Raw genomic sequence first — 26635 nt, 5'->3', positions numbered from 1 at the left:
TTATCCCTCTTCTAAGAAACCAGATTTACTGAGGGTTGAGGAATAAGTTCAAAACCAAAAGCCTGGGCTTTTTTGTGGAGATTATTAACCATTCGCTCTCGGTAACGCTGCTCATAATAATCCATGCCAGGATCGGTATAATCTCCACCTGATGTCCAAAGTTTGTAAAAAATGCGGGCAATTTTATGAGCGGTAGCAGTAATAGCTTTAGGAGAGCCAAGCCGAGAACGTAAGCGGCGATAAAATGCACCCAAAGCAGAATTACTTTTTCCGGCAGTTTGTGCTGCCATGCGGAAAGCATTGGCGGCGCGGTTGGCTACAGGACGAGTCTGAGAACTCTTAATTTTGCCACCAGTAATGCGGCTGCCAGGGCAAAGACCAAGCCAAGAAGTAAAGTGTTTGACTGTGGGGAACCGACTGGGATCTAAACCAACTTCAGAAAGAATGATTTGTACTGTCAGGACACCAAGACCGTCAACACGGGTAAAATCTACACCACTCATGCGGTAAAGATGAGTACGCAAATCAAAGTTAGGCTCATTGCCTTGAGGTTTATGGCGAATATGCTTGGGTGGAGAAAGGGGAGACTGCGAAATATCAATTTTGTCGTTAAATTGACTTAAGCAATCCTCAATCTGGCGGTCACATTCAGCGATTTGGGATTGGTAGACATCATAGAGATGTAGCTCTTGTTGCAAGACAAACAAATGTTCTTTTCGGTAATCACCATTAAGCGCAGCTGCAATCTCTGCTTCACTACGTTTGACACGGTGATGTTTTTTGGCTGCAAGTATTTGTGGGTCATGTTCACCAGCAACAATCGCTCGTATGATTGCCATACCTGTAGTGCCTGTAATATCGCTGACTGCTTGATGCAGTTGTATGTTCATTTGAGTTAAAGCTTTCTGCATCCGTTGGATATGAACACTGGCACTTCTGATGAGACTATCACGTTGGCGGATATAGCTACGTAAAATACAAATTTCATCTTCTGGACGAAAAGAACCTGACAACAATCCATAACTGTGCAACTGTTGCAGCCATTGGCAGTCTAAAACATCTGTTTTGCGACCAGGTAGAGTTTTGACGTGGTGAGCATTGACCAGGTTGACCTCAAAGCCACGAGTCTCCAAAATTTGAAACAATGGAATCCAGTACACACCTGTTGATTCCATTGCCACAGTCTCAATCCCAGACTCAGTTAACCAATCAGCGATAGCGTACAAATCAGCCGTGTAACAACCAAAACGTCTCACACATTCGTTGGCACGTCCTGATGGCACACATACCCAATGATTTTGGGCACCAATATCAATACCAGCAGCATTTGGGTGAATCGGAGAAAGCTTAGATGCTTGATTGGGAGATTGCCGTTTTTTCGCCATTTTGGTTCTCCTAGTCTCAAATTTTCTCAAAATTGAGAGTGTGCCCTGACCCAGGTTGACGGAATTATACAGTCTTCTAAACGGGATAGCGTCTAAACGCTTCACCAATGCCATTGCCGTCACAACCTAGAACCACGCTTTTGTACGGGCGAAGAACACCATTGAGGGAGCGGTCTTAACTGTCAAGACACAATTTTAATATAAACTTTTTTCGGAGATATCTATTGGTTTCTTTCATCCATTGCGGACATAGCCTCGTCCGTCAACCGCTTTTGTTACTACGGGGAAATAAAAATTGGGGCTAAATGATGAAACCTAGATTTGGTGGGAAGATTAGCGATCGCAAGCTAATAGAAACCTTCAAACAAAGCTCTACACTTAAAATCCTATATGGGCAAGGGTTAGAAATTATTCTGTGCCGAAGGTAACAAAAGCGTCCGAAGAAAGCCAAAGTTTTCATTATAAGGACTTATTATAACGCACTTCAACCACGGTATGTACATTCCCGCGAGGCGTGAAATCTGCTTTCACAGTCACTTCCAACGGATCACAAGCAGCTACAAAATCATCCAGAATTTGATTGGCAGATTCTTCGTGGGAAATGTAGCGATCGCGGTAACTGTTAATGTAAAGCTTAAGTGCCTTCAATTCCACTACCCGTTCATCAGGCACATAGGTAACGTAAATTGTCGCAAAGTCAGGATAACCAGAAAACGGACATTTACAGGTAAATTCCGGCAAAGTAATGTTAATGTCATATCGCCTCCCCACACGCGGATTTGGAAAGGTAATTAGTTTACCTTCGGCAATGTCGCGTTCGCCATACTTCATTTCTTGGCTTGTCTGGGATACACTTTCAGATAATTTGTCACTTGTCATTAGTTATTTTACTTATCTTTACGTTCTTCTAGTAATTTTATTCCTAACTCCCCACTCCCTACTCTTCATTCCCCACTCAATACTCTTTCTTCTCCCAGTCTGGACAATTTTCATCTTCACAACCGTGGGGATGCATGGCACAAACTAACAAATTACCACTATAAACTTGACCGTGGTAGTGACAACAACCTATACAGGCGGGATTTTTTTCGGCTGTGGGTTCAAGTGAATAAGGAAAACCTGAATCTACATCTGTTACAATGTCTTCCAGTTCCCAGTAAGCTTCAAACATTGGTTCAGCCAAATCCTGTAAATACTGATCGACTTCAGTGACAATATTAGGGACTTGCTCGGTCATTTCTTCCGTTAGCTCAAAAAAAGCGTCTACCATTTCACTCATTCCCAGGAAGAAACGCTCTACTTCATCAGCCACTGTTTCGACGATATCTACTAAATCTTTTTGCCACTGTTCCATAAAATTGACGCCCTTACAGGCTATAAACAGGACGGTTTGTGTTATTTGGCTAGAAGCACTCAAGTACACACTAGGCAATGTATCTTATCAATTTTCTATCTGAAGTGCCATGTCAAAGTGCCACTTACTTATATTTTTAGCAAAGAATACTTTTTATTGATCGCGTTGCAATCGTTTCAACTCGTCTTGCAGGTTTAGCACTTCTTGACGTAGCTTATCCACATTGTCATCAGCTGATGCCTGTTTCACCGTTGGTTCTTCATCTTCCTCTAAAATCTCAATGCGTCGAGGTTCAGAAGGGGGTGTTTTCTCAGAGGTTTCACCAGATGGTTGGGCTTGTTGGGCTTGCTTCATCATATCTTCAACGAAGCGGCGAGCTTCTTCTGTGTTCATTTCGCCCTTTGCCACCATCTCATCTGCCAGTTTTTGGACTTGCGATCGCACTTCCGCTAATTTTCCCCCTGCTTTCTCACCCGCGTAAGAAGCTAATCCAACACCGAGGTAAAAAGCTTTTTGAACAATATCTCCAAAACCAGGCATTGTTGCTGAACGCTCCTACAAATAGGGCGACCCGGAGACTACGCCTACCACAAGCCTCCCGTGTTGCTGCTACCTTCCGGTTCTGACAAGATTTGGGTGTTGCAGTCGCATAGATCCAGGTCTTCTAAAACCATAACATAAAAATTCAGTAAGTGTGTGTTATTCCATAACAATTCGCCATTCATAAAGCTGATAGTTGACGCAGCCGTGTTTCACCAACGGATCATCAGCTACAATTGCTTCTGCTTCTTCCTTTGAGGCTGCTTCAAACAGCAACATTCCGCCTCTTTGCTCTGCCCAATAGCCTGTCCGCGCTTTGTGTCCTTTAGCAATCAAGCCCTGAATGTAAGCTTTGTGAGCAGGTACATATTGGTCAAAGGTAGGTTTATCAACTTTCCCTTCTTCAATTTTTACAAACCACGGCATTTTATTCTTAACTCCAGTTGCAACAGATATACTGCTTTATGAAGAAGGGAGGGGAAGGGGTAAAGGGAAAGGGGGAAGGGTAAAAAAGCGAGTGGAATTGTGGGCGAAATAATCCTTATGAAGAAGGTTTCGTAAAAACCTTGCCCCTTGTGGGCAACCTAATTCATACCTTTACCCTTTACCCTTTACCCTTTAACCTTTACCCCTCTTTTTTATTTAGTGGGCATAGTGACTTCCCAAATTCCTTGATTTCCACCATATTCCAGAACATAAATTTTATTGTTGATCATCGCAGCGTCAATAGGATTACTAAAACCTTCAACAATGCGCGTAGCATTAAGTTGATAGTTGCTAGTTCCTACTTTAGTTAAGTTTAAATGCAGTAAATCTTGGCTGGCATCTTTAAAAGGGCCTGCTAATGTTTCGCCAGTGGGGTCGCCTGGTGTCCAACTCAACATGAATCCATCTCTGTTGAATTCTTGACTCAGTACTCCTTGTGTATCAAAAACTAAGCCCAAAGGAGAACGGTGTGTTGTAAAGCTGCTAAAAGTTTGCCCAAGAACACTAGCGTCTTTGACTTTACCATCTACAGGATCGCGGTAACTGTCTGCGTCTGGTCCCAAATTAGGAATTGGTTCAATTAAGTTTACATTAGGTCGAATAGGAAAAGTTGGATCGTTACGAAAGTATCCCCTTTGGACGGCGTTAAATTTGGGGTTTAACAAAAGGTCTTTGGCAGGATCATAATTGGGAAATTGTTGTGGGTTGTCTGTGCCACCAATACGCCAGGGAAAGCCGTAATGACGACCTAAACGGAGCCAATTTAATTCTTCTGACATGTCGCGATCGGGACCATTTTCTGTGCCAAATAAATCTCCATTGGGTGCAAAGGCCATATCGAAAGTATTGCGTATTCCTTCTGCAAAAATATAGCCAGCTGCCTTTAAAGTTGCTCGATTGTTTGCAAGAAAAAGATTTCTGCCATTAGTAGGAAGACGGAGTATACAGGCGGTTAATCCTACTTCGCGAGTATCAGGATATAGTCCATTAACAGACTGAACCTCACCGTGGTCAGTACGAGAACCGCTATTAACATAGATAAAGTTACCATCTGGGCTAACAACCACACCGTTGAAGCCATGATCATAGGCTGTTCTACTTTTGGGATAGCCTGCACTCTCAGCTAAGGTAGACCAGATGCGCTGTCCTGTAACCGAATTAATTACGCCTTTAACAATAATTCCTTTGGTCTGGTTATTCTCAAGGTCTACATTGCCAACCAAAAAAATTGTACCCTTAGGACTAATGGCCATCCCCTGAGTCTCACTTAGATTATGATTACTAGAGTTGTACACAGGTGTACTCTTAGAGGAGTTTAAATCGACTCGATAAATCTCACCATTTCGTTTGAGGTAATAGAGGGTATTGTTTCCTGGAGCTTTTGCAATCCGAACAGAAGGAGAGACCGATAACGTATTTAGAATATTGCGAATCTGAATATCAGAACGCAGGGCTTTAGGTACAGCATTTACTTTAGTAGCGCCATAATTTAAGATAACTATTGCCAATAACAGCGTCTTAGCTACGAAAAAGTAACTTTTGAGAGTAAACTTCCCAATAAATCTGCGTTGTTCTTGTTTGGATAAGTTAATGCTATTCATTATTTTGTTCATAAAATGGTGATAAATTAAAGTTTAATGACTGTCGGCTCGCTGATTTTGCAAGGGCAAGAGGTAATTTTGTCTTGCACAACTTGGAATTTAGCACATAACAGAGATTCAGGTATTTTCATGGATGAAAGAACCTGTTTTTGAAGCGATGTGCTTCTATCCATCCTTGTACGGGAATATCATCAATTCGCTCAGAACTTATTTCCACCCTTTCCTCGTTCATATCCACACCAAAATTTAGCTGGCTTGCGATCGCTGTTCTCCACACTACCGAGAAATGGTGTTCATAATGCGATTGAGTTGAAAAATCTTCCTATTCCTTTCCCCTCAAGGGATTAATTCCTTTTACCATCTTAAAATCATCGAACCTACAGTATAGTAGGCGACATAAGCGTAATTAAATAGAAAAATGGGTGCTTTAAAATCGCTAATTGAGAAAGGGCGAATTTGGATAAAGCTTTCAAATAAAGAACGCTCACTCTTCCTGCAAGCCCTAGTTCTACTGCCTTTGGTCGCTCTATTGTTGCGGCTGTATGGACTCCAACGCACGCAAGCAGCCTTGATTCTGTGGACTGAACCTACCTCATCTGAACCGTCAAAAGTACAAGTTCCTCTAATTATCGCTACAGCCCAGATGGTTCAGAGTGCAGCTCGATATAGTAAATTGTGGACGAATTGTCTGAAAAAATCCCTAGTGCTGTGGTATTTACTACGCTGTCAAGGGATTGCGGCCCAATTACAGATTGGAGCGCGACTGGAGCAAGGACAGTTCCTTGCTCATGCTTGGGTAGAATATCAGGGGTTTGTGGTGGGAGATTACCAAGACGTGCCGCAGCATTACACCCGGCTTGACCGCCTCAATAGCGAACTCAATCGCTACATTGCGTTGCTTTAAATTTCGGTCTGTGCTAAAACCTGACCAAATAAAGGCTCCTTAATTTAAATTAGAGCAGATTCTACCGTAAGATTTGCGACAGCACGACCCGATATTTAGATTGCTCAATTCCGAACTCAATCACCATGTCTTCTTACCAATGACCTTACAATTACTCCCACAAGAGTCTATTAAATATAAAACTGCCAGCCCAATTGCAAATCTGTGCCCCGAAATCAATTTACTGCTGTGCTGTAGCCGCACCAACATTGACACGTCCACAGCTTCCCAAATTCACAAGCTACTGCAAACAGACCTCGACTGGGATTATCTTCTGCAAAAAGCCTATCAGCACGGAGTTTTCCTCCTCTTGTATGAAAGCCTTCAGAAAACTCACCCAGAACTAATACCTCAAAATATCTCTGATCAACTACACGCTTATTCCCAAATAAAAACGGCTCGGAACCTATTTCTTGCCAAACAACTCTGCCAAATTCTTGACCTACTTGACACTGATAATATCAGCGCCATTCCCTTTAAAGGCCCCACCCTCGCAACATTAGCCTACGGCAATCTGGTACTGCGAGAATTCAGCGACTTAGATATCTTAGTTCGCAAAGATGACTATCTAAGAGCTAAAGAGTTATTGATTCGTCAAGGATATCGGCACAAATATTTTCCCGAACATGAAGTTGCCTCCTCTCAAGCTCAACTAATTCGGGATGATGACAAAGTGGGAATTGATTTGCACTATGACATAGTGCCAAAAGATTCTTTTTTCCCACTGGATTCCACGCCTTTTTGGGAGCGTTTACAGCCCCTATCGATCGCAGGTCAAACAGTTGCTACCCTACAACCAGAGGATGCGCTGTTAGTTGCTTATATTCACGGAAGTAAGGAAGATTGGCCGCTCAAACGAGTCTGCGACTTTGCAGAACTAATTCGCGCTTATCCGCAGCTTAATTGGGAGCAAATCCTTGAGCCAGTTGAGCGTTTGGGCAACAAGCGAGGATTTTTGTTGGCTCTGCTTCTAGCTTGTAATCACTTAAGCCTACCACTACCAGAGGTAGTGTCCCAAAAATTCAAAGTTCCACCCCAATTGCGATTTATAGCAAAACAACTTTACCAGCAGCTTGTTTGTGATGCTGAGTTGGAAAACCAGCTAACTCCCTCTGATGGACTTAGCTTCTTTATTGGCGGACTCAGCTTAGTTCGGATAGCGAATACAGATAGCTTTAGGCTGAGAGTTCAATACTGCTTGGATATAGCTTTTCGCGTCAATGAAAGAGACCGGGCATTTTTTCCACTCCCAGACTTTCTCTATTTCCTTTATTACCCGCTGCGGTGGTTGCGATTGATTAAAACCTACAAATTTGGAAAAGATAAAATTCTTAACTTGTCGAAACTACTGAGATACAGTTAAGATGCTGTCAAAATCCTTTCCTTCATGATGCTTAACTTGAATGACTCAAATGATTTCTCCTTTCTCGCTCCAACTTACCATCCCTGCTAATGTCCTGGCTCAAGAGCTAGGGGGTGAAGTGGTTTTAGTGAACCTCGAAAATGAGGCCTACTACAGCTTGAACAATGTGGGTAGCCGAATGTGGCAACTCTTGATTGAGCAAGGAAACCTTGAAACAGCAACACAACAATTGTTGCAGACCTTTGCAGTGGATGAGCCGACACTGCGTCAAGATGTGGCTGAATTAGTAGATGAATTGGTGCAAGAGGGTTTGCTGGCAATCCCATCAACTTAAGAGAGCGTGGTATAAATAATGAGTGGGATTGTCGGTCTGATTAAGAGTAACAACGAACCCATCAATCTGTCCCTACTGCACCAAATGACTGACTTCATGGCGTTTCGCGGCCCTGATGCCCAGGCAGTTTGGCACAAAAATAAAGTAGGGTTGGGACATACCCTCTTAAGAACAACCTTTGAGCAGGAACATGAGCAGCAACCATTTACCCTAGATCATCAAGTGTGGATAGTTGCTGATGCGCGGTTAGATGGTCGGAAAGATTTGCTTGCAGCTTTACAGGCAAAGGGTCGAGAAATTGCTGAGGATGCGCCGGATATAGAATTGGTTTTACACACCTATCTAATTTGGGATATTGCTTGTGTAGACCACTTAATGGGCGATTTTGTTTTCATTATTTGGGATGAAAGACAGCAACGCCTCTTTTGTGGACGTGACCAGTTTGGCATCCTACCGTTTTACTACGCGCAGGTTAACAATACTCTAATTTGCAGTAACACCCTCAACACTATTCGCTTGCATCCACAGATATCAGCGAAGTTGAACGAGCAAGCAGTGGGGGATCACCTGCTGTTTGGTATGAATATGGAGTTTAACACCACTACCTTTGCCGATATTCAGCGCCTTCCTCCTGCACATACACTGATTTGGTCGGATGGAAAAGTGCGAGTGCAGAGGTACTGGCAACTACAGCGTTGTCTGCCATTAATTCGTTACAAACGTCCAGAAGAATATGTCGAGCATTTTTACGAACTGTTTGAGCAAGCAATAAGCGATAGAGTCAGGACTGACAAACTCTCTACTCATTTGAGTGGGGGGATGGACTCAACTAGCATAGCGACGATAGCACAAAAGGTTCTGGCTGCTAGGGGAAAGCCATTTGACTTTCAGGCGTTTACCCTAAGTTCTGAGCAAGAACAACAGGAAGATAGTTATGCGGGTTTAGTAGCAAAAGAGATCGGGATTCCGCACAATTTTGTAGCCACTGATGGTTATGTGCGTGCGGTTCCGTCAACACAACGACGAATGTGTTTACCCGAACCGTGTCTTAGTATTCCTGAACGAGACCCATTTCAGGAACTCACAAAACTGTGTGCGGCTCACGGACGGGTAGTATTGACGGGCTTTGGTGGCGACCCAGCTTTGTACTTCGGCGAATTTTATTGGTTGGAGTGGTTAAAGCACGGTTTAATTGGGCAGTGGCTAGCGGTGCAACTACATTATGTTTCTTTGTACCGTCGCCGTCCTACTTTTTATTTCCGTCAAGGATGGCGGTATTGGCAAAAGATTGCTCAAAGCATATCACCATCTCCGACTTGGATTAATCCGGCTTTTGTCAAGCGGATGGATTTAGAGGCTCGCTGGGAAAAAATTTATGCAGATTCGTTAGACCAAATTTCCCGGTATGGGATGGGTAATTCTCCTTACTGGTCGAATTTATTTGCTTGGGCAGATCCGGGCTATAGTTCAATTCAGCTTAAGCACTATTTTCCTTTTTTTGATTTGCGGTTAGTTAATTATTTAATAGCTATTCCCCCCGTGCCTTGGTTAGTTAAGAAGACAATATTGCGGGAGGCAATGCAAGAACGTTTACCAGAAGCAGTACGCAATCGTCCTAAAAAGGTGTTTGATAATCCCCAAGATTACTCAAAAGTCATGCAAGAGATGGCAGGAGGATGGATTAGCAATTTGTTGAGTGAAACACCAATTTTAGCTGAATATGTTGATAATTACGACTTATTAGCGTTGTTAGAAAAGCCAGAGGATATAACTACAGGGAATCGTTTCTTAATTGAAAGGACTTTAGCGTTTGCCTATTGGTTGCGAACTCAAAAAACGGAAAATATTTCGGCTCATAAAAACACTTTGCTGATATGAATGAAATTTTAATCAAAAAAAGTAGATGTTTTGCCAGTAACTAAGTTATAAACTAACCAGCTATGGTTCTAGTAAATAGAAATGAAGTTTGAAGGAAGTAAAAAAATGAAACAATCTGAAAATAACGATAATCGCCTAACCTATGAACAGCCTAAGTTACGCAAGCACGGCACAATTCACGATATGACACTTAACGTAAATTTACCCGGCTCTGTTGATACAGGAAGTTACGCAAATACACCTGTATCTTAATTTCTTCACAATCTAGCTGGCACTGAAACTAGGGTTGCTATATTTACTTGGGTTGTCTATATAAATCCATGTAGAACTAAATCTTTAAATCCAGATTATAGTCATGCAACAAATCCAGCGGTTTAAGAAGATAGGGTGGGTATTGCCCACCTTACAAAACATTATCCATCTTTAATGGCTGGCGCTCCCATAACACTACTTGGAATGAAGGGATTGGAGAGTTAGCCAGCAGCGAATAGAAAGATATAGGAGTCAAGTTGAGGATTTTATATTAGGATGGACAATAACAGAAACTACCAATTCTACTATTACCAAATTTACGGCTTAACTCTACGCACCAACCAACCGCTTGCAGTAGTAGCTTCCTTAAGTGAGGCAGCAGATGTATCTGATGTCTCCATTCACCTAGCTAGGACATGGGAAGAAAGCCCAATGCCTCTTCCTCCATCCGCTTGGCAACCTAGCCCAAAGCATCCTCTATTAAAGACAGCAACCCTGGAAGAAGGAACATACTTGCTGCTGTCATTTATTGGAGATGAACAAGCTTATGCAGAATTTGTCATCAACCCTAGCGGTGAACAGGTTTGGATGGCTGTAGGTGAAGGAGCAAACCAAAGATTTGTTGATTCACTCTTGCTTGGTATTGTACTAGGATGTATCTTGCGAATACGTGGAGTCACCTGCTTACACGGCAATGTAGTCATTGTTGAAAATCAAGGAATTGCCATTCTTGGGGCTAAAGGTGCAGGTAAGTCAACAACAACCGCCGCTTTACTACAACATGGTGTGCGACTTCTTGCAGATGATGTTGCTGCATTGTCGGAGCAAAAAAATACTTTTTTGGTTCAGCCTGGATATCCAGGTTTGCGTTTACATGAAGATGTAGCAACTCAGTTATATGGCTCCTACAAACATCTAGAAGTTCTCACACCAAAACCAGAAATTTGGCCAGCTAAACGTAATCTTTATTTATCAAATGATAAAGAATTATTTCTCAAAATTCCAGTTTATTTAGCTGCTATTTATATTTTGGAAAAACGCAATCTGAATCTACAATCAGTTTCGATTGAACCAGTTTCACTTACGACTGGTCTTTTTTCTTTAATGCAGAATACTTATGTTGACTGGATGTTAAACCAAACAGAGCAAAAAAATGAGTTGCAGTTATTGAGTAGATTAGTGTCTACAGTACCTGTACGTAGAGTTTATCGACCAGACAATCTAGCTATGCTGCCTCAGCTTTGTGAAGCTATTATTAATGATGCTCATACAACTCATTTAAGTTATTCTAAATCTTAAAATATGGAAATTAAATTAGAACAATTAGTTAAATTTTATGAGAGAGCTTTAATTAATAAACCAAATAATCCTCAGATTTATAGTCAACTATCAGAACTATATTACGCTCAAGGAGATTTAGCAGCAGCAATTGAGGCTTACCAAAAAGCTGTGCAAATTCAGCCGGATTTAGAAGCATCTAACAATACTATTCAAAGGTTATTATTGGCTCAGAATCAGACACAAAATAATGATAGTAAATTATACAACTGGATTACTACTGATATTGAATCAGTGGCTTGTTATCCCGATGTTATTGAAAATATTTGTATAGGTAAAATAGATGGTATTTTGATTAAGCAAGTTTTCTCTATAAAAGAAATGGAGAGAGTAAAAGAACAAATAATAACTCTAAAAAATAGAACAAAAACTACGCTATCTTGGGAATTAATTGGAGAATCTTTAACCAATATTAAAGGAGAAATAAAGCATTATTATGAACAATGTTTTATATTTAACTTACAGTTAAAAGAGATTTTTGAAAATAATTTTGAGCCGAGAGTATTATCTGTTTTCAATGCAATATCTAAAATCCAAACTTTAGAATTAGCTAAACAAAACTCTGAAAAGGCATTTATTCCAGCACAAATTAGAATACTCTATCCAAATAGTGGTGGATATAAAGCCCATACCGAACACGAACTATTTGAGTTTTATCATCTTTATGAACATTTAAAACCAGTTGTCCAACAATTTGATATACTCAGTTATTTTTTGGTTATTGATAAGCCAGAAGTTGGTGGAGAATTAATTCTATATGATTTTTTAAGTAAGCAGACAACATCTGTAATGAAAAAAAATTTTTATACTGATAAGTTAGATGAATATTTAGAAAAATTTAGGAAACAAATCATTAATCCTAATATAGGTGACATGGTGATTTTTAATGGAGGCAGAATTTGGCATAAAGTTGCTGATTTTGATGGAGAAAAGCAGCGTATTTCTGTAGGAGGATTATTAGCCTGCTGTCAAGAAACTCAAAAAATATTCTGTTTGACTTAATATCCAGTTTTAGGGTTGGCAATGCCCACCCTACGATATTTTTAGTTTGGTTAAAAGATAAGGGAGCATCCACTTTCGGCGGATCTACCTTTTTAGATGAACCATATAGTAGGGCTTTTGGAGTACCATAATTATGTTTCTTCCAAAAGTGGATGCTCCCAAAGATAACTAAGAAGAAAAAGTTTTTTCAATGCAGCCAACTCTAGCCGACTCTCTCAATATTATTCTTCCTGCTCTTGCAACAGAGCTTGCTACGTCAACATCATTATCTTACTTACAAAAACTTGCCAAGCTATCAGCCCCTATTCCACGAGCGGGTTTTGAAATTCGTCTAAATAGGGAAAACCACCAGGTTGACTTACAGCAAGGGATTTTTTACCAAGATGACCAACCCAAAATTTTAGCTAATCATCTTTCTGCTCTTGCTTCATATAACCACGAATTTAAACAACCTGTTTGGAGCCGGATTTATCAATTTTGCGAAGTTTGGAGTAGCCCAAATTCCTGTATTAAAAATATCAGTGAAATTTGGCTAGAGTTCGATATTACTGATTCAGCAGATCAACAACTAACTCCTTCTATTTTTCTAGGTATAAAAAATTGCAATTTGCTTGAATCGGAAGAAACTTTTCATGTGGTTAAATCTGCTTTAGAATTACTCTGGAAAGAGCCAATTTCTGATTCCCTATTTAGTAATTTATATCGTTGCTTTACTGCTTGTGTAAAGCCTGCTTATATCAGTCATGTTGGCATAATGTTGTCGCGTCAAGGAGAAGTTTTGCGAATTAATGTCACTAAGCTTTCTGTATACCAAATAGCTACTTATTTACAACAGATAGGCTATACTCAAGCACCCGATGAAATTGAAAGATTGGTTAATGAGTTATTAGATATTTTTGATGATGTCAGGTTGTGTTTAGATGTTGGTACAAAGATTTATCCCCAAATTGGTCTAGAATGTTTTTTTGAACAACAATCTGGATTAGATCCAAGATGGTTGCCTTTTTTAGATGATTTGGTAGCAAAAGAATTATGCACACCCAAAAAACGGGATGCACTAATAGCTTGGGTTGGTTATACAACCCCCAGCAACAGCAAGGAACCTTGGGCTAGTCATTTAATTGCTGAGTCTTTATTGCAACCACCAGAAAGTTTAAGCATTTTAGACCGTAGATTAAGCCATATTAAACTTACTTATAAGCCTGAATGTTCTTTAGAAGCTAAGGCGTATATTGGATTTGTACATCAATGCCTAAAAAATGAATCTATCAAAAACAAAACTCAATCTCAAACTTTTATAAATTCCCAAAACGAAAATCTTCCATTTCCATATACATCAGACGAATTAAACCAATATCGATTAAACCAAGCTATTGATGCAGCTATTCAGTTTATTCTTAATTCTGCCAATCAAAAAGGTTGGTGGTGTGATTTTGATATTGACTCACGCAAAAAAAGAAGTGATGAGTGGGTTACTGCTTATGTAGGTACTGTTCTAGCGTCACTACCCCATGAAATGGCAAAACAAGCTGCACATCATGCTTGGCGTTTATTGCTTAGTCGTTGTCAGTCATCACCAGGATGGGGATACAATGGTTTTGCTCCACCAGATGCAGACAGTACAGCTTGGACGCTAAGACTTGCTACAGCTTTAGGTGAAATAAAATCTCAAAGGGCACAAGCAGCTTCTCAATTTCTCGCCCAGCACCAATTATCAAGCGGTGGAGTAGTTTGTTATTTAGAGAAAGAACTCGCCTTTAATACTAATGCAAATTCGTCATCTTTAAAAGGTTGGTGTAGTGTTCATACTTGTGTTACTGCTGCTGTAGCTGTTTTAGAGGAGATAAAAGCACCTTCCATTGAGTTTTTAAGAAATACTCAACTAGAAAATGGTAGTTGGAAAGCTTATTGGTGGTACGACCATGAATATGCGACGGCTTTAGCTGTTGAAGCTTTAGCAATGGACAACTATCAGCGTCATTATCAGCAGGTACAATTAGCAATTGATTGGGCTGTAAGTAGAATTAGCTCCAGTGGCGCAGTTTATTCTCGTCAGTATGGAGATAATTCTGCTTTTGCTACTGCTTGGTGCGTGCGAACTCTCGCTTTAGCTAAGGAAAAACAATATTTATCTACCAAGCTAGATCAAGCAGTTAATTGGTTAATGAATACTCAAAAAGCAGATGGCTCTTGGACTTCATCGGCTTTGATGCGATTTCCTGACCCTGCTGATATTTTAGAGCCAGATAGTTCTTCTAGCCCTATTATTCCAGATAACAAAAGAATTTTTACAACAGCTACGGTTTTAGCAGCTTTATCAAGGGTGCAGCTTGCAGGAAAGTCCGATCGCATGAGAATTACCGATTAGCGATCGCACTGTCGCCATTGTTTCTCTATCATTTAATAAATCGCATCATCCATAACTCTTGTAGTTTCCACGCGGTGAGGAAATTAAAATTATTATTTACTTGATCTATACACTCCTATTATTACAACTTTACTCTGTTTCCATGAATCCGTAACGGAGCGATCGCATTACCCAATCATGCTTAAAAGCTGTTTGCAGTTCCGCTTCAGTATAATCAAATCCTGCATCTCTACCAATTTGCACCAATTCTTCTCCACTCACCGAATATCCTAATATCCGAATTTTATTTTTCAGATTCTCATCTTGTCTCACCGCTTGAATAAATTGTGATGCTGCTTGTATAGACATACTCTATATAATTCTTCTAATTTACTCTACTCAATGAATGTAATCTTGATTAAATTCGCCTCTAAACTCCGTAAACTCTTACCGCAACTTGCTTATATACCACAAACCCTAAAACTGGTATGGATAGCCGCCGGATACTGGACAGTTACCTGGGCAGTTCTCGTCGTACTACTGGGAGTCTTACCCGTAGCACAAGTATATCTTTTTAAAACAGCGATTGATAGCTTTGTTGCTGTTCTGGGTGCGGGTATCCACTCAACAAATCTCTGGGCTTCTTTAACTATAATTGCCCTACTTGTCGCACTGATGCTAGTAATGAGCATACTGGGCAATCTCAACAACTGGGTACGTACCATCCAAGCCGAATTGACTGAAGATTATATCAGTTCCCTTATCCATGAAAAAGCCATTTCTCTAGATTTAGCTTTTTTCGATAGTTCCAATTATTATGATCGTCTACATCGCGCTCATTTAGAAGCTAGAAATCGCCCCATTTCTTTACTAGAAAATCTGGGAGAATTCATCAGAAGTATTCTTACACTCGTATCAATGGGAATTGTTCTATTTTCCTTTGGGATTTGGCTGCCTCTAGGACTCCTTCTGAGTACCCTTCCCCCTTTCTATCTCGTCGTTAAATTCAATAAAATAGAAAATCAGTGGCGACTGCAAAATACTTCTGCCCAACGATACGCCGATTACTACACTACCCTGCTAACGTCCCGCGATTCCGCCGCCGAATTGCGCTTATTTGAATTAGGAACGCATTTTAAAACCTCCTACGAAGCTATCCGTAAACGCTTACGTCAGGAACGAATGCAATTAATGCGCCAGCGGACTTTCGCCCAATTGATTGCCAGTTTCATTTCCTTATTCATGATTGGCATCGTTTTAACCTGGATGGTTTGGCAAATGGCTAAAGGAAAGCTCACTTTAGGCGGTTTAGCTCTATTATTTCAAGCCCTCTGGATTAGCCAAGGTTTATTGCAAACTCTTCTAACAAATATCAATAAGACTTATCAAAATCTGCTATTTATCAAAGACTTATTTGAATTTCTATCACTGAAACCGCAAGTTACTAACCCGGCCGTTTCCATTACTCCTCCCTCAGCCCTGCAAAAAGGAATAAGTTTTGAACAAGTTACATTTCGCTATCCTGACAGTCAACAACTCGCTTTAAATCAATTTACCCTTTTTATACCTGCTGGAAAAATAGTAGCGATTGTAGGTGAAAATGGAGGTGGAAAAAGTACTCTTATCAAGCTGTTGTGTCGTTTTTATGATCCTGAATCCGGTCGAATTACCTTGGATGGAATCGATTTGCGTGACTTCTCATTAGCAGAACTGCATCGTTTAATAACCGTCCTATTTCAATTCCCTATTCACTATCACGATACCGCTGCTAACAATATTTCTTTAGGTGCTTTAGCCTTTCAACCTACTAGTATAGAGATTGAAACCGCAGCACAGGGTGCAGGTGCAGATATTCCCATTCAACGATTACCATTTGGCTACGATACCTTGCTCGGCAAATGGTTTGGGGGAGCAGAACTCAGTGGGGGAGAATGGCAGCGTGTGGCACTTGCACGGGCATTTTTACGCCAAGCTCCTATTATTATTCTAGATGAACCCACCAGTGCGATGGACTCTTGGGCTGAAGCTGACTGGTTAGACCGATTTCGCAACTTAGCAGAGGGACGAACAGCAATTATAATTACCCATCGTTTTACCACTGCTATGCAGGCTGATATTATTCATGTCGTTACAAATGGTCGGGTAATTGAATCGGGGACTCATACAGAATTGTTAGCTCAAGGCAGTTTTTATGCACAATCATGGCAAGCGCAGATGAGAAATTGCCTGGTAGTGGGGTAGATTAAATAACCAGGACGGGCAAGATGCCATCCATAAGCTTTTTAGCTTCTGGCTTAACCCGAACTCAGGTTAATTACCTGTTGCCCTTGTGGAATCAGTGAACCGAAAGTAATGAAGCTAATTAACTCAGAAGTGCTGGGTGATTTTTCACCGCGAACTAGTCTAAATTCCAGAAAATGAATCTAAATGTTAATGACTTTTTCTTGTTAATTAATTGTGCCTTGAAGCGTCAGGCATAATTGCCTCCTGAAGATTTACGCCGCTGAGGTTAGCTCCCCTAAGGTCGGCTCCTCTGAGATTAGCTCCTCTGAGATTCGCCCCTGCCAAATTCGCGCCTCTAAGGTTAGTCCAACTTAAATCAGCTTGACTTAAATCAGCTTCACTTAAGTTAGCCCGTAACAGGTAAGCACCACTGAGGTGAGCCTTGTTTAGATTAGCTTTGTATAAGTCAGTTTTATAAAGATAAGCCCCCAATACTTCGGCCTCGTACAAACTTGCCTCGCTGAGGTCAGCCGCAATTAAGTTAGCTTCAATCAGGTTGGCAAAAGAGAGATTAGTCCGCATTAGCTTTGCTGCGCCTAAATCGGCATCTCTCAAATTAGCGCCTCTTAAATCAGTCCCAATTAGATTAGCATGAGCGATCGCAGCACCTCTAAGATTCGCCCCACTCAAGTCTGCTCCAATAAAATTGGCATGACTCAAATCTGCTTGCGTAAGCATAGCACCACTCAAGTTAGCAACACTGAAATTAGCATCACTCAAGTTAGCTTCAACGAGGAAGGCTTTGTAGAGGTTGGCACTACTGAGGTCAGCACCACTGAGGTTTGCTCGCACGAGTAAAGCATTACCCAAATCCACCTTCCTCAAATTTACCTTTTGGAGGTTTGCGCCCCTGAGGTTATCCCCTTGCAGGTTTGCGGCGCTGAGGTCTGGTTCAATCTGAGGATTTTTCTCTCTCCACTCAATCCATGTAACTGCACCTGCTTTGAGTAAAGCTAGATGCTCTCGATTTGCCATTTTCTCTCCTTTACTCCTGACGCATACCTAGAGGATTTGCTCGACCAGCTACACTTTCAATTGCCGTTAATGCTCCCGCCGCACCTGCTAAAATATCTCGTTCATGTCCACCTAAGTAAAGCCTTCCAAAGCTACCTACAGCTTGAACCTCAAGGATGTTAATCGACGCCGCTTTCTCAGCTTCATTCGCAGCCAGTGCGGCGTAAGCAGCAGGTTCTACTTCTAATACATACAGCGTTTGCCCTGCTAGTAATAGCTGTCCCCGTCGCGTGCGATTAATAAGTTGTGTTTGGTAAGCATCGATGTTGCGGATAATTTGGCTAGAAACAACACGCGGTTTAAGACATTCGTCTTTTCGGACTCCCAATGCAGCCAAAATTGCTTGCCCAGCAGCTCGCGTTTCGCCTTGGGAGCTAGAATGAACTTCTAATAGTCCGTACAGTCGTTCAACTACCTGTACTCCCGGACGGACAGAGGCAGCTTTCAGGGCTACATCCGTAATTTTATTAATTTCGATACCAGGAGAGATTTCAATCCACAGTGATGTATCCCCTGGTAATGGTAAGAAGCCTTGGGCTACTGTTCCCATATATGCTGCATGTTGAGGTTGCAGGCTGTCGAGAAATACGAAACTGCGTAGTTCTATTCCCAAGATTTTGCTCTCCAGTCATAAGGGTAAAAGTTATCTATTGCAAGATATGAGCTACTAACTTGGGGCATTTTTGCCACAAGTGAAGGATGGAAAAACACAAAGTATAAAAATTTTGCTGTCGATAAATTTTACGCCTGAGAAGTATTCTTGGCAGGAAAAACCGCCTTGACAATTGTACAAGCTTTATTACACACAAATCGCTGCTTGCAATGCCTAACTGGTCTTGATTTACCAACTCAGTGCTGAGTGCTGAGTGCTGTTAGCGGTAGCGGGGCGTTTAGCCCGTGCTGAGTAAATTTAAGAAGTAGTCAGTACTCCGCTTAACTTTGATTGGCAGGAGAATCATAAACTCAGTCCCTTTATCTGAGGTTGAGTTAACTGCGTAGCTTGCCGCCGTAGGCATCGCTCCATTGCAAAAAAATTTTAAAGAATCCGAAAAGCAGTAACTTCAGTTTGGAGGTTAATTATACACCTACCAAAATGAGATTCACTCATTGCTAAGTCATGGTAAATACAAATTTAAAACTGAGATTTAAACCCGTTTCTCACAGTTGGGTTGCTCTACATCCAAAGCCTAAAGGAGTAATTCAGTTTATTGCAGGGGCTTTCTTTGGTACATTTGGCCCCATGCTTTTTTATCGCTATCTGCTTCAATGCCTATATGAGCAGGGATATACGATTATTCTTCTACCGTTTAACTTCACTTTTAATCATTATGTAGAAGCTGGTTTTCTCATGAGAGAGCAGTATGAAATTCTGCCAGAGCTTGTGAGGATGGCAAGTGTTGCAGGATATGATTATGAAGCTTATCTAGATGATAAAAACTTTTCTTGGATTGGACATAGCCTTGGCTGTAAATATATCTCCCTGCTAGAAGGATTTACTGCGTTGCCTCAAAAGCCTCAAGATAGAGCAAACTTTATTCGGAATCTCCTATTTTATACTTCGGATAAGTCACAGACAGAAAGCGTCATTGCAGAGATTAACATTCTCTTTGAGGAGCTTCAACAAAAAATTATAGAAGACCAGAAACTTATTTACTCTTATGTAAGACGAGAAATTAACATTAACAGTGTATTTATTAAAGGACAAGTTTCTATCCTATTAGCACCTGCTATTGCTGACACAGGGAGCGCAATTCGTCCTCAATTTTTAGCGGATATCATCGATAATCTTGGTTGGGGTGTGAAACCAACCGTTGAAGAAACCCAGAACTTAATCAAAGATAGTAAGCTATTTAATATCATGGGTTTAGTCTGTTTCAAGTCTGATAATATTGCTAAGTTAACCTGTGAATGGTTTACTAATATTCTGAAAAAGCCACCTCAACAATTTTTGGAAAGTTTAGAGGGCGGACATTTAAAACCTTTAGGTATTCAACTAGGTAGGTATGTTATTAACCTTTTTGATAAACCTTTGATTGAATCAGTGCAAGAGCGAAATAGAGGCTTTGAGCATCATGTCATCAAATTGCTTGAGGAACTTAAAGAAGAATCCAAATAAAAAATACTAAAAGTTCCAAAATCATTAATTATACATCTCCGAAAATGATTGTAGAGACGTAGCACTGCTACGTCTCTACAAGGGTTCTAGATAACGCATATTTAATTTCTGGAGATGTCTATTTAATAATATCAGGTTCGCATAAGTAGTTATGCGAACCACAGCCAACAACCCTACTCCGCCCTTGCGCTTTACCAAGCTGAATTTTTAACGGTAGCTTGACCTAATGCTTTTATTCTATTTTACTTAAGTCGAAGTCAATGTCGAATTTCTTCTTAGGGACTTCCAAATAAAAAAACATCCCAAATTTTCTTGTGGGATGGGTGTCCTCACCCGTCCCAGATTTAGGGCGGGCAAGATGCCCACGAAATGGATAATTTATTTCTTGGAAGTCCCTTAAATGCCAAAGATTACCTACTTAATCGCAGTGATGGTTAGGGTGGGGTAAAACTAAAGCTAAAACCTTAGTAAATCAGGTTTCAGGTGAGGTTTTGAGAATTTATGCAATAAATATATTGAATTCGGGTGGTCGTTTATTGAATTCGGGTAGTCGTTTATTGAATTCGGGTAGTTGTTTATTGAATTCGGGTAGTTGTTTATTGAATTCAAGCAGTAATTAGGGTGGAGTAAAACCCAGATTATTGAACAACTTCAGACTTGTGTGTACACCGTAGCCTAAAAGGAGAGAGGCTTTGATGCTCACTCCCCAACGCTAGCAGGGAAGGGGCTGGGGGTTAGGTCTGTATTTCACGCAATTGAGAACTGCTATAACAATCCTAACTCTTCTGGAAGGCCTAGCATGATGTTTAAGTTTTGAATTGCGGCTCCCGATGCGCCTTTGCCCAAGTTGTCGAGACGAGCAACTAGCAATGCTTCTTTGGTGGTGTCATTGGCGAATACAAAAACCTGAACAATATTGGTGCCGTTCATTGCGATCGCATCCAGAAATATTCCGTCTCGCAGCAGAGTAGAATCTTGGTATGGAGCAACCTGCACAAATTTTTCACTTTGGTAGTAGTTAGCGATCGCTTGATAAATAATCTCACCTGATGGTGGATTATCCAAAGTCCCCAATGGCAAAGGCACCTGAACCAGCATCCCCTGCTCAAAATCCCCCACTGCCGGTACGAATAACGGCGGCGATGCTAACTCTGAGTAATAATGCATTTCCTTGACATGCTTATGTCCAAACTGCAAACCGTAGATGCCATAAGGATAAAGCGACTCTCCTCCAGCTTGCTGTTCATGGAAGGTATGGTATTGTTTGATAAGATTCTTGCCGCCACCAGAGTAACCTGACACTGCGTTAACAGTGATGGGAAAATTACTCTTTAAAATTCCCTTGGCAATCAATGGACGGATACAAGCCAAAAATCCTGTGGGATAACAGCCTGGATTGCTGAGAAATTGGGCGCTGGCAATTTTCTCTCGCTGTCCTGGATTTAGTTCAGGAAAACCATATACCCAATTCTTAGCTGTGCGATGGGCACTACTAGCATCAAGGATCTTAACCGTAGTACTACTTACTAAGCTAACAGCTTCGCGGGCTGCATCATCAGGTAGGCAGAGAATAACAACATCGACGGCATTGATTAGTTTAGCTCGCTCACTTGCGTCCTTACGTTTAGATGCCTCAATGCTAACTAACTCGATATCATCCCGTTGATTGAGACGTGAGTAAATTTGTAAGCCTGTGGTTCCTGATTCGCCATCAATGAAAATCTTAGGTTTAGTAATCATGCGTTCAGCATCCTTAAGATGTCAGTAATATTGTGAACTACCCCGCCGTAAGACGGACGTAGCTCTCCCAATTCATCAGGAATAGCCTCCAGAACTTCGTAGTTTTATTGGTCTTACATTCCCTCCAAGGGCAGGAGTCCTGGTTCCCAAAACCCAAATCTTTTACCCTGAGCGTAGTCGTACCACTTCGTGGAAGCAAGCTACGCGCAGCGTCCCCAAGGGTTGGGTTTTCTTGCAACATATACCTGAAAGCTAATAGTTTTCGCTTATGGCATTGATGGTCAAGATGATAATACTTACTTAGTTTACAAGAATTGGTGATTCGTCATACATCTAGAATTTGTTTTTACTCCCCCCAAGCGAGAGTGCGTTTCACTGCCTTTTGCCAAGTAGCAAAGTTGGATAATGGGAAATTGCTCTTTGGCTCAAACACACGTTCAATCTGCCGTTGTTGCACGAGTGCTTCATAGCTCTCCCAAAATCCTATAGCTAAACCTGCTGCAAATGCTGCACCCTGAACAGTCGTATCGCGCACTATCGGCCGTTCAACTGGAATACCTAAAACATCAGCCTGGAACTGCATCAGAAAATTATTCTCGCAAGCTCCACCATCTACGGTTAATCGACCAACTGGAGTACTGCTAGATGCATTAATTGCTTGCACCACTTCCAGGACTTGATAAGCGATCGCTTCCAACACGGCGCGTACTAAATGCTCTGATTGTACACTGGCGGTAATGCCGAAAAAGGCTCCCCTAGCACTCATATCCCAGTAGGGTGCGCCCAGCCCACTAAATGCAGGTACAAAGTAGACTCCGCCATTATCTGTTACCTGATTTGCCATTGCTTCACTTTCAGCAGCAGTTTTAATCAGTTTCAGGCGATCGCGTAACCATTGAATACAAGCTCCACTAGTAAACATACTACCTTCTAGGGCATAGCCTACATTTAAAGTCTCCTTTGGATTTGCTTGTGTCCATGCCACCGTAGAAATAAGTTGATGATGCGATCGCACAATTTGACCGCCTGTATGAGCAACCAAAAAGCTACCAGTACCATAAGTACATTTCATCAAACCGGGGCGATCGCAGCCATGACCAAATAGAGCAGCTTGTTGATCTCCCAAGATGGCAGTGATGGGAATTTCTGCACCCAACAAAGTAGCATCAGTAACTCCAAATACTCCTAAACTAGGCTGAATCTGGGGCAAAATATGCGCCGGAATCTGAAACAGTTCAAGTAATTTCTCATCCCACTCACAGGTTTTGAGATTCATCAACATTGTTCGACTGGCGTTGCTGTGATCAGTAGCATGGACTTTGCCACCTGTGAGGTTCCACAGCACCCAGGTATCAATAGTGCCTGCTAAGACATTGTTCAGGTCAACATCTGTAAACTTGTCTAATAGCCACCTGAACTTAGTAGCAGAAAAGTAGGCATCAATGATTAATCCGGTGCGATCGTAAATTTCATTAGCATAACCTTGCTCTTGCAACTGGTGGCAAAGGGGAGCAGTGCGGCGATCTTGCCAGACGATCGCTTTATGAAGTGGTTTCCCAGTAGTTTTGTCCCAAATCAAACAGGTTTCACGCTGCACAGTTAGTCCCAGCGCTGCGATCGCTGATGGAGCAATCTGGGCATTCCCAATTGCGGTTTGCATCACCCAACACGTATCTTGCCAAATTTCTTGAGGGTCATGTTCTAACCATCCGGGCTGAGGATAATACTGAGTTAGTTCTTTATATGCCTGCCCAATAATCTTGCCGTTTGCGTTAAACACAAAGGCGCGGTTGCCTGTTGTACCTAAGTCCAGTGCTAAGATATAGCCCGATGATGAAGTTGTATTTCCAAGTGTGTGCATAGCTGCTTTGACATGCTGCGATTGCGATTTTAGCAATACATGTCAAATCAGATATACATTATTTTGGGCACATTTTGAATGCTGCGATGCCTACGGCGGGTTAAACCTACGTATAGCCTCTTTGCAGGATAAAAAGATAACAATGAGACCATATAGGACTCATATTTGATTGCGTGAAAAAATTCAGTGTAACTCAAAAAGGCTTTTTGCCTATTGCCTATTGCCTATTGCCTATTGCCTATTGCCTTCCTACGCAAATAATTAATCAAAATCTTTTAAAATCATGTGTTTTTTTAAGTCAAAACTGATTACACCTTTTTCTTGTAATTTGCCGATCAATCGTGTAATTGTTACCCTGGTAGTACAGCAGGCGCTAGCAATATCTTCGTGAGTGAAGCGAACACTTAAGCGAGTTCCCTCCGGCACAGTTTCACCCACTTCCTGTTTCAAAAGTTTTAATAAATGGTGCAACCGCTCCTGTACCCTTCGTCTTCCACAAATGACTAAAAAAGATTCTGTTTGCCGTAAGCGCTGATTAATTTTTGGTAAAAGGATATGGCTCAGAGTGGGGGAAGCCGCTAGTTCTGCTGCGTAAATTGATACTAGAGCAACATCGGAGAGGGCTGTTGCTTGGTAAATGTTTAGAGATGTTAAACTAGAGCCAAAAACCATTCCTGCTGTTGCCAATCCTACTAAAATTTCTTCACCCGTTTCACAGTAGGTACTCAGTTTGACCCAACCCTGACAAACATACAAAATTACTAATGGGTTAAGGGGGATAGTTTCTCCTTTAGAATATTTATGCACGGGACGATCGTAGGAGAGATCGCTATCATTTTTAACTACCGCTGATTCTACTCGCTTGCGTTCAGCAATATTACGTACCAACCAGCGTATAGAGGTTGCCTTACCTTGCGGATTGCGGGCAACCGCCACTGTCAAAGCTGCATCAAAGAACTCACCATGACGTTGTTGTAAACGGATCAATAGCTCTTTAACTCTGTCTGATTGCGATAGTTCGATAAGTTCGCTACGAAGGCGGTGACGTTCTTCTAGAAGGACGAAGTTAATTATGGGTTTGCCCACCAAAAATTGCTTTGAAACATTGAGCAATTTAGCTGCGGTGAAGTTAGCGTCTTGAATGATTCCTTGTGTACTAGTCACTAAATAGGCATCAGGCGCAAACTCAAATAATTCTTGATAGTATTGGCGTTCTGTTTCTAAGCAATTCCGTGTTTCAATTAGTTCCTCATTTTGCTGATGGAGTTCCTCTGCTGCTAACTGTACTACCTTTGAGGTATTATAGAGTTCGTTAAAAGCTTGCGGCAGCAGATCCGGTGAAATCCAAGGTAATACACTAGCAGTTTGGTATAAATCTGCTAAACGATTGTGTAATGTTTCCGAGCGTTGGATAAATTTTTCTATATTCACCTTAAATTCCCGCTACTTACTTGCAGAGTTTAAGCAAAAAACCTACTAGGTAAATTCTTGTAAAAATTACAATATTTCTTGTATTGCTGAGTTATAAATTTAACTAGTTAGAAACTGCAATTATTATTCAATAAAATCCATAAGAGTAAGTTGATTCTAGCGTCTCGACAATTTACGTCCCATCGCATTACAGGTGGCCTGGTTTTGTAAATGATACCTATTGCATTTAACCTAGATGTTCAAAACAGATTGAATCTAGGAAATTAGAGAGTGTTCATTGATAAATTTTGCAATTAGATGCTTTTTTCAAAAAAAATTATAGCATTTTACTAAATATTACCTCTTCCTTTAGTGGGAAGATTTGGGAAACTCAGCTAAATACAAATCAAAAATCCGCTACTCTCTAGATTATACTAATTTGTGATTAAACTTAGAAGCCAGTCACAATTATAACTAGGAGATAAATTAGATAAAACACCACAATCACAAAAGCTTGGATCTAAATCTTAAGTTTTTATTCTCGTTTAACCCACTTTGTCATTCTCCCAATGAATGATTTAGTGCTAAAAATAATTGTCTCTATGATTACCTAGAATAATTGATAATCTTTTCCCCAGCTTCCATCACAAGCATCAAGCCACTACTACCAAAGATATATAATCTAAGTTAAGTTTATTTGTGCTTATGAATACGTTTTTTTGAACAAAAAGATTCCCGATCTTTCCAAAAAGTCGGGAATCTGAGCTTTTCGATTTTTATTAAGTATTTATCTGGTATCAGCAAGACTAAGACTAATGAATATTAAAAAGTTAAAATTATTTGTATAGAAAATCACATATTAGCTTAAAGTTTATCCGTCTCTTTAGTTAGAGGATAAATCAAGCATTAAGCTGTTGTAATTTAAAAATGCGTAACAGCTTATCAACGCGCAAGTTATAAGGAGTGATAGGTGAGGTGCAAATACTATAAAATCTCATCTTGTCACTCCTTTTTACTTACTTCAGTGCGGAAAGATATTTGAGGGTGCTAGATTTCATATGTTTCTAGAAAAATGGGGAGTGCAGGTATCACTATCACTATCACTAATTAGAGAATTATATCTAATCTAATACCAATTTGATGTGAAGTTGCACATATCTTGATCCCCCTAAATCCCCCTTAAAAAGGGGGACTTTGATAGATGTTTTTCCAGTTCCCCCCTTATTAAGGGGGGCTAGGGGGGATCGAATTCTATGCAGCTTCATAAAAAATTGGTATAACTTGTCAAAATTAACAGATAATCTGAGAATTTCAGATGTGATAGTAAATTTTAAAATAACGCCGTGTGCGACTTTATCTCAAACCTAACCCCCAACCCCTTCCCTACA

23 protein-coding genes and 1 other RNA gene are annotated in these 26635 nt (G+C 40.8%); 11 read left to right on the top strand and 13 right to left on the bottom strand.

Annotated elements, in window-relative coordinates; genetic code table 11:
• Window positions 1-11: 11 nt before the first annotated feature.
• The 7 genes from VB740_RS08425 to VB740_RS08395 form a co-directional block, all read right to left on the bottom strand.
• Window positions 12-1385 carry an IS110 family transposase gene (locus VB740_RS08425; RefSeq protein WP_323199587.1) on the bottom strand — a complete coding sequence of 458 codons (1374 nt, stop codon included), beginning with the start codon at window positions 1383-1385 and terminating at the stop codon, window positions 12-14.
• Between the two features lie 459 nt (window positions 1386-1844).
• Entirely contained in the window at window positions 1845-2264 is a 420-nt protein-coding gene (gene queF, locus VB740_RS08420; protein ID WP_323199586.1) for a preQ(1) synthase, read from the bottom strand.
• Window positions 2265-2340: 76 nt separating this feature from the next.
• On the bottom strand, window positions 2341-2739 hold the full coding sequence (locus tag VB740_RS08415) for a hypothetical protein (protein WP_323199585.1): 399 nt from the start codon (window positions 2737-2739) through the stop codon (window positions 2341-2343).
• Window positions 2740-2892: 153 nt separating this feature from the next.
• Window positions 2893-3279: a phasin family protein gene (locus tag VB740_RS08410; RefSeq protein ID WP_323199584.1), complete on the bottom strand. Its 387-nt coding sequence runs from the start codon at window positions 3277-3279 to the stop codon at window positions 2893-2895.
• Between the two features lie 25 nt (window positions 3280-3304).
• An RNA gene (gene ffs, locus VB740_RS08405) (signal recognition particle sRNA small type) lies at window positions 3305-3401 on the bottom strand.
• 37 nt (window positions 3402-3438) lie between these two features.
• Window positions 3439-3705, bottom strand: a complete 267-nt coding sequence (locus tag VB740_RS08400) for a YciI family protein (RefSeq protein ID WP_323199583.1) — start codon at window positions 3703-3705, stop codon at window positions 3439-3441.
• Between the two features lie 212 nt (window positions 3706-3917).
• Window positions 3918-5366: a PQQ-dependent sugar dehydrogenase gene (locus VB740_RS08395; RefSeq protein WP_323199582.1), complete on the bottom strand. Its 1449-nt coding sequence runs from the start codon at window positions 5364-5366 to the stop codon at window positions 3918-3920.
• Between the two features lie 159 nt (window positions 5367-5525).
• Here VB740_RS08395 and VB740_RS08390 point away from each other — a divergent pair, with 159 nt between their 5' ends.
• From VB740_RS08390 to VB740_RS08350, 9 genes are all read left to right on the top strand, one after another.
• A complete protein-coding gene (locus VB740_RS08390; RefSeq protein ID WP_323199581.1) occupies window positions 5526-5714 on the top strand; it encodes a hypothetical protein in 189 nt (62 codons plus the stop codon).
• A gap of 70 nt (window positions 5715-5784) precedes the next feature.
• Window positions 5785-6270 carry a lasso peptide biosynthesis B2 protein gene (locus VB740_RS08385; protein ID WP_323199580.1) on the top strand — a complete coding sequence of 162 codons (486 nt, stop codon included), beginning with the start codon at window positions 5785-5787 and terminating at the stop codon, window positions 6268-6270.
• 139 nt (window positions 6271-6409) lie between these two features.
• Window positions 6410-7672, top strand: coding sequence for a nucleotidyltransferase family protein (locus VB740_RS08380; RefSeq protein ID WP_323199579.1), 1263 nt, complete (start codon window positions 6410-6412; stop codon window positions 7670-7672).
• A 49-nt stretch (window positions 7673-7721) separates the two neighbouring features.
• Window positions 7722-8006, top strand: a complete 285-nt coding sequence (locus VB740_RS08375) for a PqqD family protein (protein ID WP_323199578.1) — start codon at window positions 7722-7724, stop codon at window positions 8004-8006.
• An 18-nt stretch (window positions 8007-8024) separates the two neighbouring features.
• Entirely contained in the window at window positions 8025-9884 is a 1860-nt protein-coding gene (locus VB740_RS08370) for an asparagine synthetase B family protein (protein ID WP_323199577.1), read from the top strand.
• Between the two features lie 105 nt (window positions 9885-9989).
• The gene (locus VB740_RS08365; RefSeq protein ID WP_323199576.1) at window positions 9990-10136 is read left to right on the top strand and encodes a hypothetical protein; all 147 of its coding nucleotides are present in this window, start codon (window positions 9990-9992) and stop codon (window positions 10134-10136) included.
• Window positions 10137-10412: 276 nt separating this feature from the next.
• Complete coding sequence (locus VB740_RS08360) at window positions 10413-11435, top strand: hypothetical protein (protein WP_323199575.1); 1023 nt, start codon at window positions 10413-10415, stop codon at window positions 11433-11435.
• A gap of 3 nt (window positions 11436-11438) precedes the next feature.
• A complete protein-coding gene (locus VB740_RS08355) occupies window positions 11439-12476 on the top strand; it encodes a tetratricopeptide repeat protein (RefSeq protein ID WP_323199574.1) in 1038 nt (345 codons plus the stop codon).
• A 190-nt stretch (window positions 12477-12666) separates the two neighbouring features.
• Window positions 12667-14844, top strand: a complete 2178-nt coding sequence (locus tag VB740_RS08350; protein ID WP_323199573.1) for a prenyltransferase/squalene oxidase repeat-containing protein — start codon at window positions 12667-12669, stop codon at window positions 14842-14844.
• Between the two features lie 129 nt (window positions 14845-14973).
• Here the strand turns inward: VB740_RS08350 and VB740_RS08345 are convergent, their stop codons facing one another.
• Entirely contained in the window at window positions 14974-15192 is a 219-nt protein-coding gene (locus VB740_RS08345) for a Nif11-like leader peptide family natural product precursor (RefSeq protein ID WP_323199572.1), read from the bottom strand.
• Between the two features lie 33 nt (window positions 15193-15225).
• On the opposite strand from VB740_RS08345, the gene VB740_RS08340 reads away from it, so the two are divergent.
• Entirely contained in the window at window positions 15226-17064 is a 1839-nt protein-coding gene (locus VB740_RS08340) for an ABC transporter ATP-binding protein (RefSeq protein WP_323199571.1), read from the top strand.
• A gap of 210 nt (window positions 17065-17274) precedes the next feature.
• On the opposite strand, the gene VB740_RS08335 is transcribed toward VB740_RS08340, so the two are convergent.
• The gene (locus tag VB740_RS08335) at window positions 17275-18081 is read right to left on the bottom strand and encodes a pentapeptide repeat-containing protein (RefSeq protein ID WP_323199570.1); all 807 of its coding nucleotides are present in this window, start codon (window positions 18079-18081) and stop codon (window positions 17275-17277) included.
• A gap of 10 nt (window positions 18082-18091) precedes the next feature.
• On the bottom strand, window positions 18092-18733 hold the full coding sequence (locus VB740_RS08330; RefSeq protein WP_100900887.1) for a hypothetical protein: 642 nt from the start codon (window positions 18731-18733) through the stop codon (window positions 18092-18094).
• Between the two features lie 504 nt (window positions 18734-19237).
• Here VB740_RS08330 and VB740_RS08325 point away from each other — a divergent pair.
• On the top strand, window positions 19238-20236 hold the full coding sequence (locus VB740_RS08325) for a DUF1350 family protein (RefSeq protein WP_323199569.1): 999 nt from the start codon (window positions 19238-19240) through the stop codon (window positions 20234-20236).
• Between the two features lie 765 nt (window positions 20237-21001).
• On the opposite strand, the gene argC is transcribed toward VB740_RS08325, so the two are convergent.
• From argC to VB740_RS08310, 3 genes are all read right to left on the bottom strand, one after another.
• A complete protein-coding gene (gene argC, locus VB740_RS08320) occupies window positions 21002-21973 on the bottom strand; it encodes an N-acetyl-gamma-glutamyl-phosphate reductase (protein WP_323199588.1) in 972 nt (323 codons plus the stop codon).
• Window positions 21974-22322: 349 nt separating this feature from the next.
• Window positions 22323-23837: a glycerol kinase GlpK gene (glpK, locus tag VB740_RS08315; RefSeq protein ID WP_323199568.1), complete on the bottom strand. Its 1515-nt coding sequence runs from the start codon at window positions 23835-23837 to the stop codon at window positions 22323-22325.
• A 261-nt stretch (window positions 23838-24098) separates the two neighbouring features.
• Entirely contained in the window at window positions 24099-25268 is a 1170-nt protein-coding gene (locus VB740_RS08310; RefSeq protein ID WP_323199567.1) for a PAS domain S-box protein, read from the bottom strand.
• Window positions 25269-26635: the final 1367 nt, after the last annotated feature.

The organism is Nostoc sp. UHCC 0251 (assembly GCF_034932245.1).
Taxonomy (GTDB): Bacteria; Cyanobacteriota; Cyanobacteriia; order Cyanobacteriales; family Nostocaceae; genus Nostoc.
Note: the sequence above shows the minus strand (reverse complement) of the source record. Positions and strands in the feature narration are given on the sequence as shown.

Bases quoted from the DNA above. Each gene is read 5' to 3' on its own strand.
- VB740_RS08425 (WP_323199587.1), bottom strand. From the start codon at position 1,385: ATGGCGAAAAAACGGCAATCTCCCAATCAAGCATCTAAGCTTTCTCCG.
- queF (WP_323199586.1), bottom strand. From the start codon at position 2,264: ATGACAAGTGACAAATTATCTGAAAGTGTATCCCAGACAAGCCAAGAA.
- VB740_RS08415 (WP_323199585.1), bottom strand. From the start codon at position 2,739: ATGGAACAGTGGCAAAAAGATTTAGTAGATATCGTCGAAACAGTGGCT.
- VB740_RS08410 (WP_323199584.1), bottom strand. From the start codon at position 3,279: ATGCCTGGTTTTGGAGATATTGTTCAAAAAGCTTTTTACCTCGGTGTT.
- VB740_RS08400 (WP_323199583.1), bottom strand. From the start codon at position 3,705: ATGCCGTGGTTTGTAAAAATTGAAGAAGGGAAAGTTGATAAACCTACC.
- VB740_RS08395 (WP_323199582.1), bottom strand. From the start codon at position 5,366: ATGAATAGCATTAACTTATCCAAACAAGAACAACGCAGATTTATTGGG.
- VB740_RS08385 (WP_323199580.1), top strand. From the start codon at position 5,785: ATGGGTGCTTTAAAATCGCTAATTGAGAAAGGGCGAATTTGGATAAAG.
- VB740_RS08380 (WP_323199579.1), top strand. From the start codon at position 6,410: ATGACCTTACAATTACTCCCACAAGAGTCTATTAAATATAAAACTGCC.
- VB740_RS08375 (WP_323199578.1), top strand. From the start codon at position 7,722: ATGATTTCTCCTTTCTCGCTCCAACTTACCATCCCTGCTAATGTCCTG.
- VB740_RS08370 (WP_323199577.1), top strand. From the start codon at position 8,025: ATGAGTGGGATTGTCGGTCTGATTAAGAGTAACAACGAACCCATCAAT.
- VB740_RS08365 (WP_323199576.1), top strand. From the start codon at position 9,990: ATGAAACAATCTGAAAATAACGATAATCGCCTAACCTATGAACAGCCT.
- VB740_RS08360 (WP_323199575.1), top strand. From the start codon at position 10,413: ATGGACAATAACAGAAACTACCAATTCTACTATTACCAAATTTACGGC.
- VB740_RS08355 (WP_323199574.1), top strand. From the start codon at position 11,439: ATGGAAATTAAATTAGAACAATTAGTTAAATTTTATGAGAGAGCTTTA.
- VB740_RS08350 (WP_323199573.1), top strand. From the start codon at position 12,667: ATGCAGCCAACTCTAGCCGACTCTCTCAATATTATTCTTCCTGCTCTT.
- VB740_RS08345 (WP_323199572.1), bottom strand. From the start codon at position 15,192: ATGTCTATACAAGCAGCATCACAATTTATTCAAGCGGTGAGACAAGAT.
- VB740_RS08340 (WP_323199571.1), top strand. From the start codon at position 15,226: ATGAATGTAATCTTGATTAAATTCGCCTCTAAACTCCGTAAACTCTTA.
- VB740_RS08335 (WP_323199570.1), bottom strand. From the start codon at position 18,081: ATGGCAAATCGAGAGCATCTAGCTTTACTCAAAGCAGGTGCAGTTACA.
- VB740_RS08325 (WP_323199569.1), top strand. From the start codon at position 19,238: ATGGTAAATACAAATTTAAAACTGAGATTTAAACCCGTTTCTCACAGT.
- glpK (WP_323199568.1), bottom strand. From the start codon at position 23,837: ATGCACACACTTGGAAATACAACTTCATCATCGGGCTATATCTTAGCA.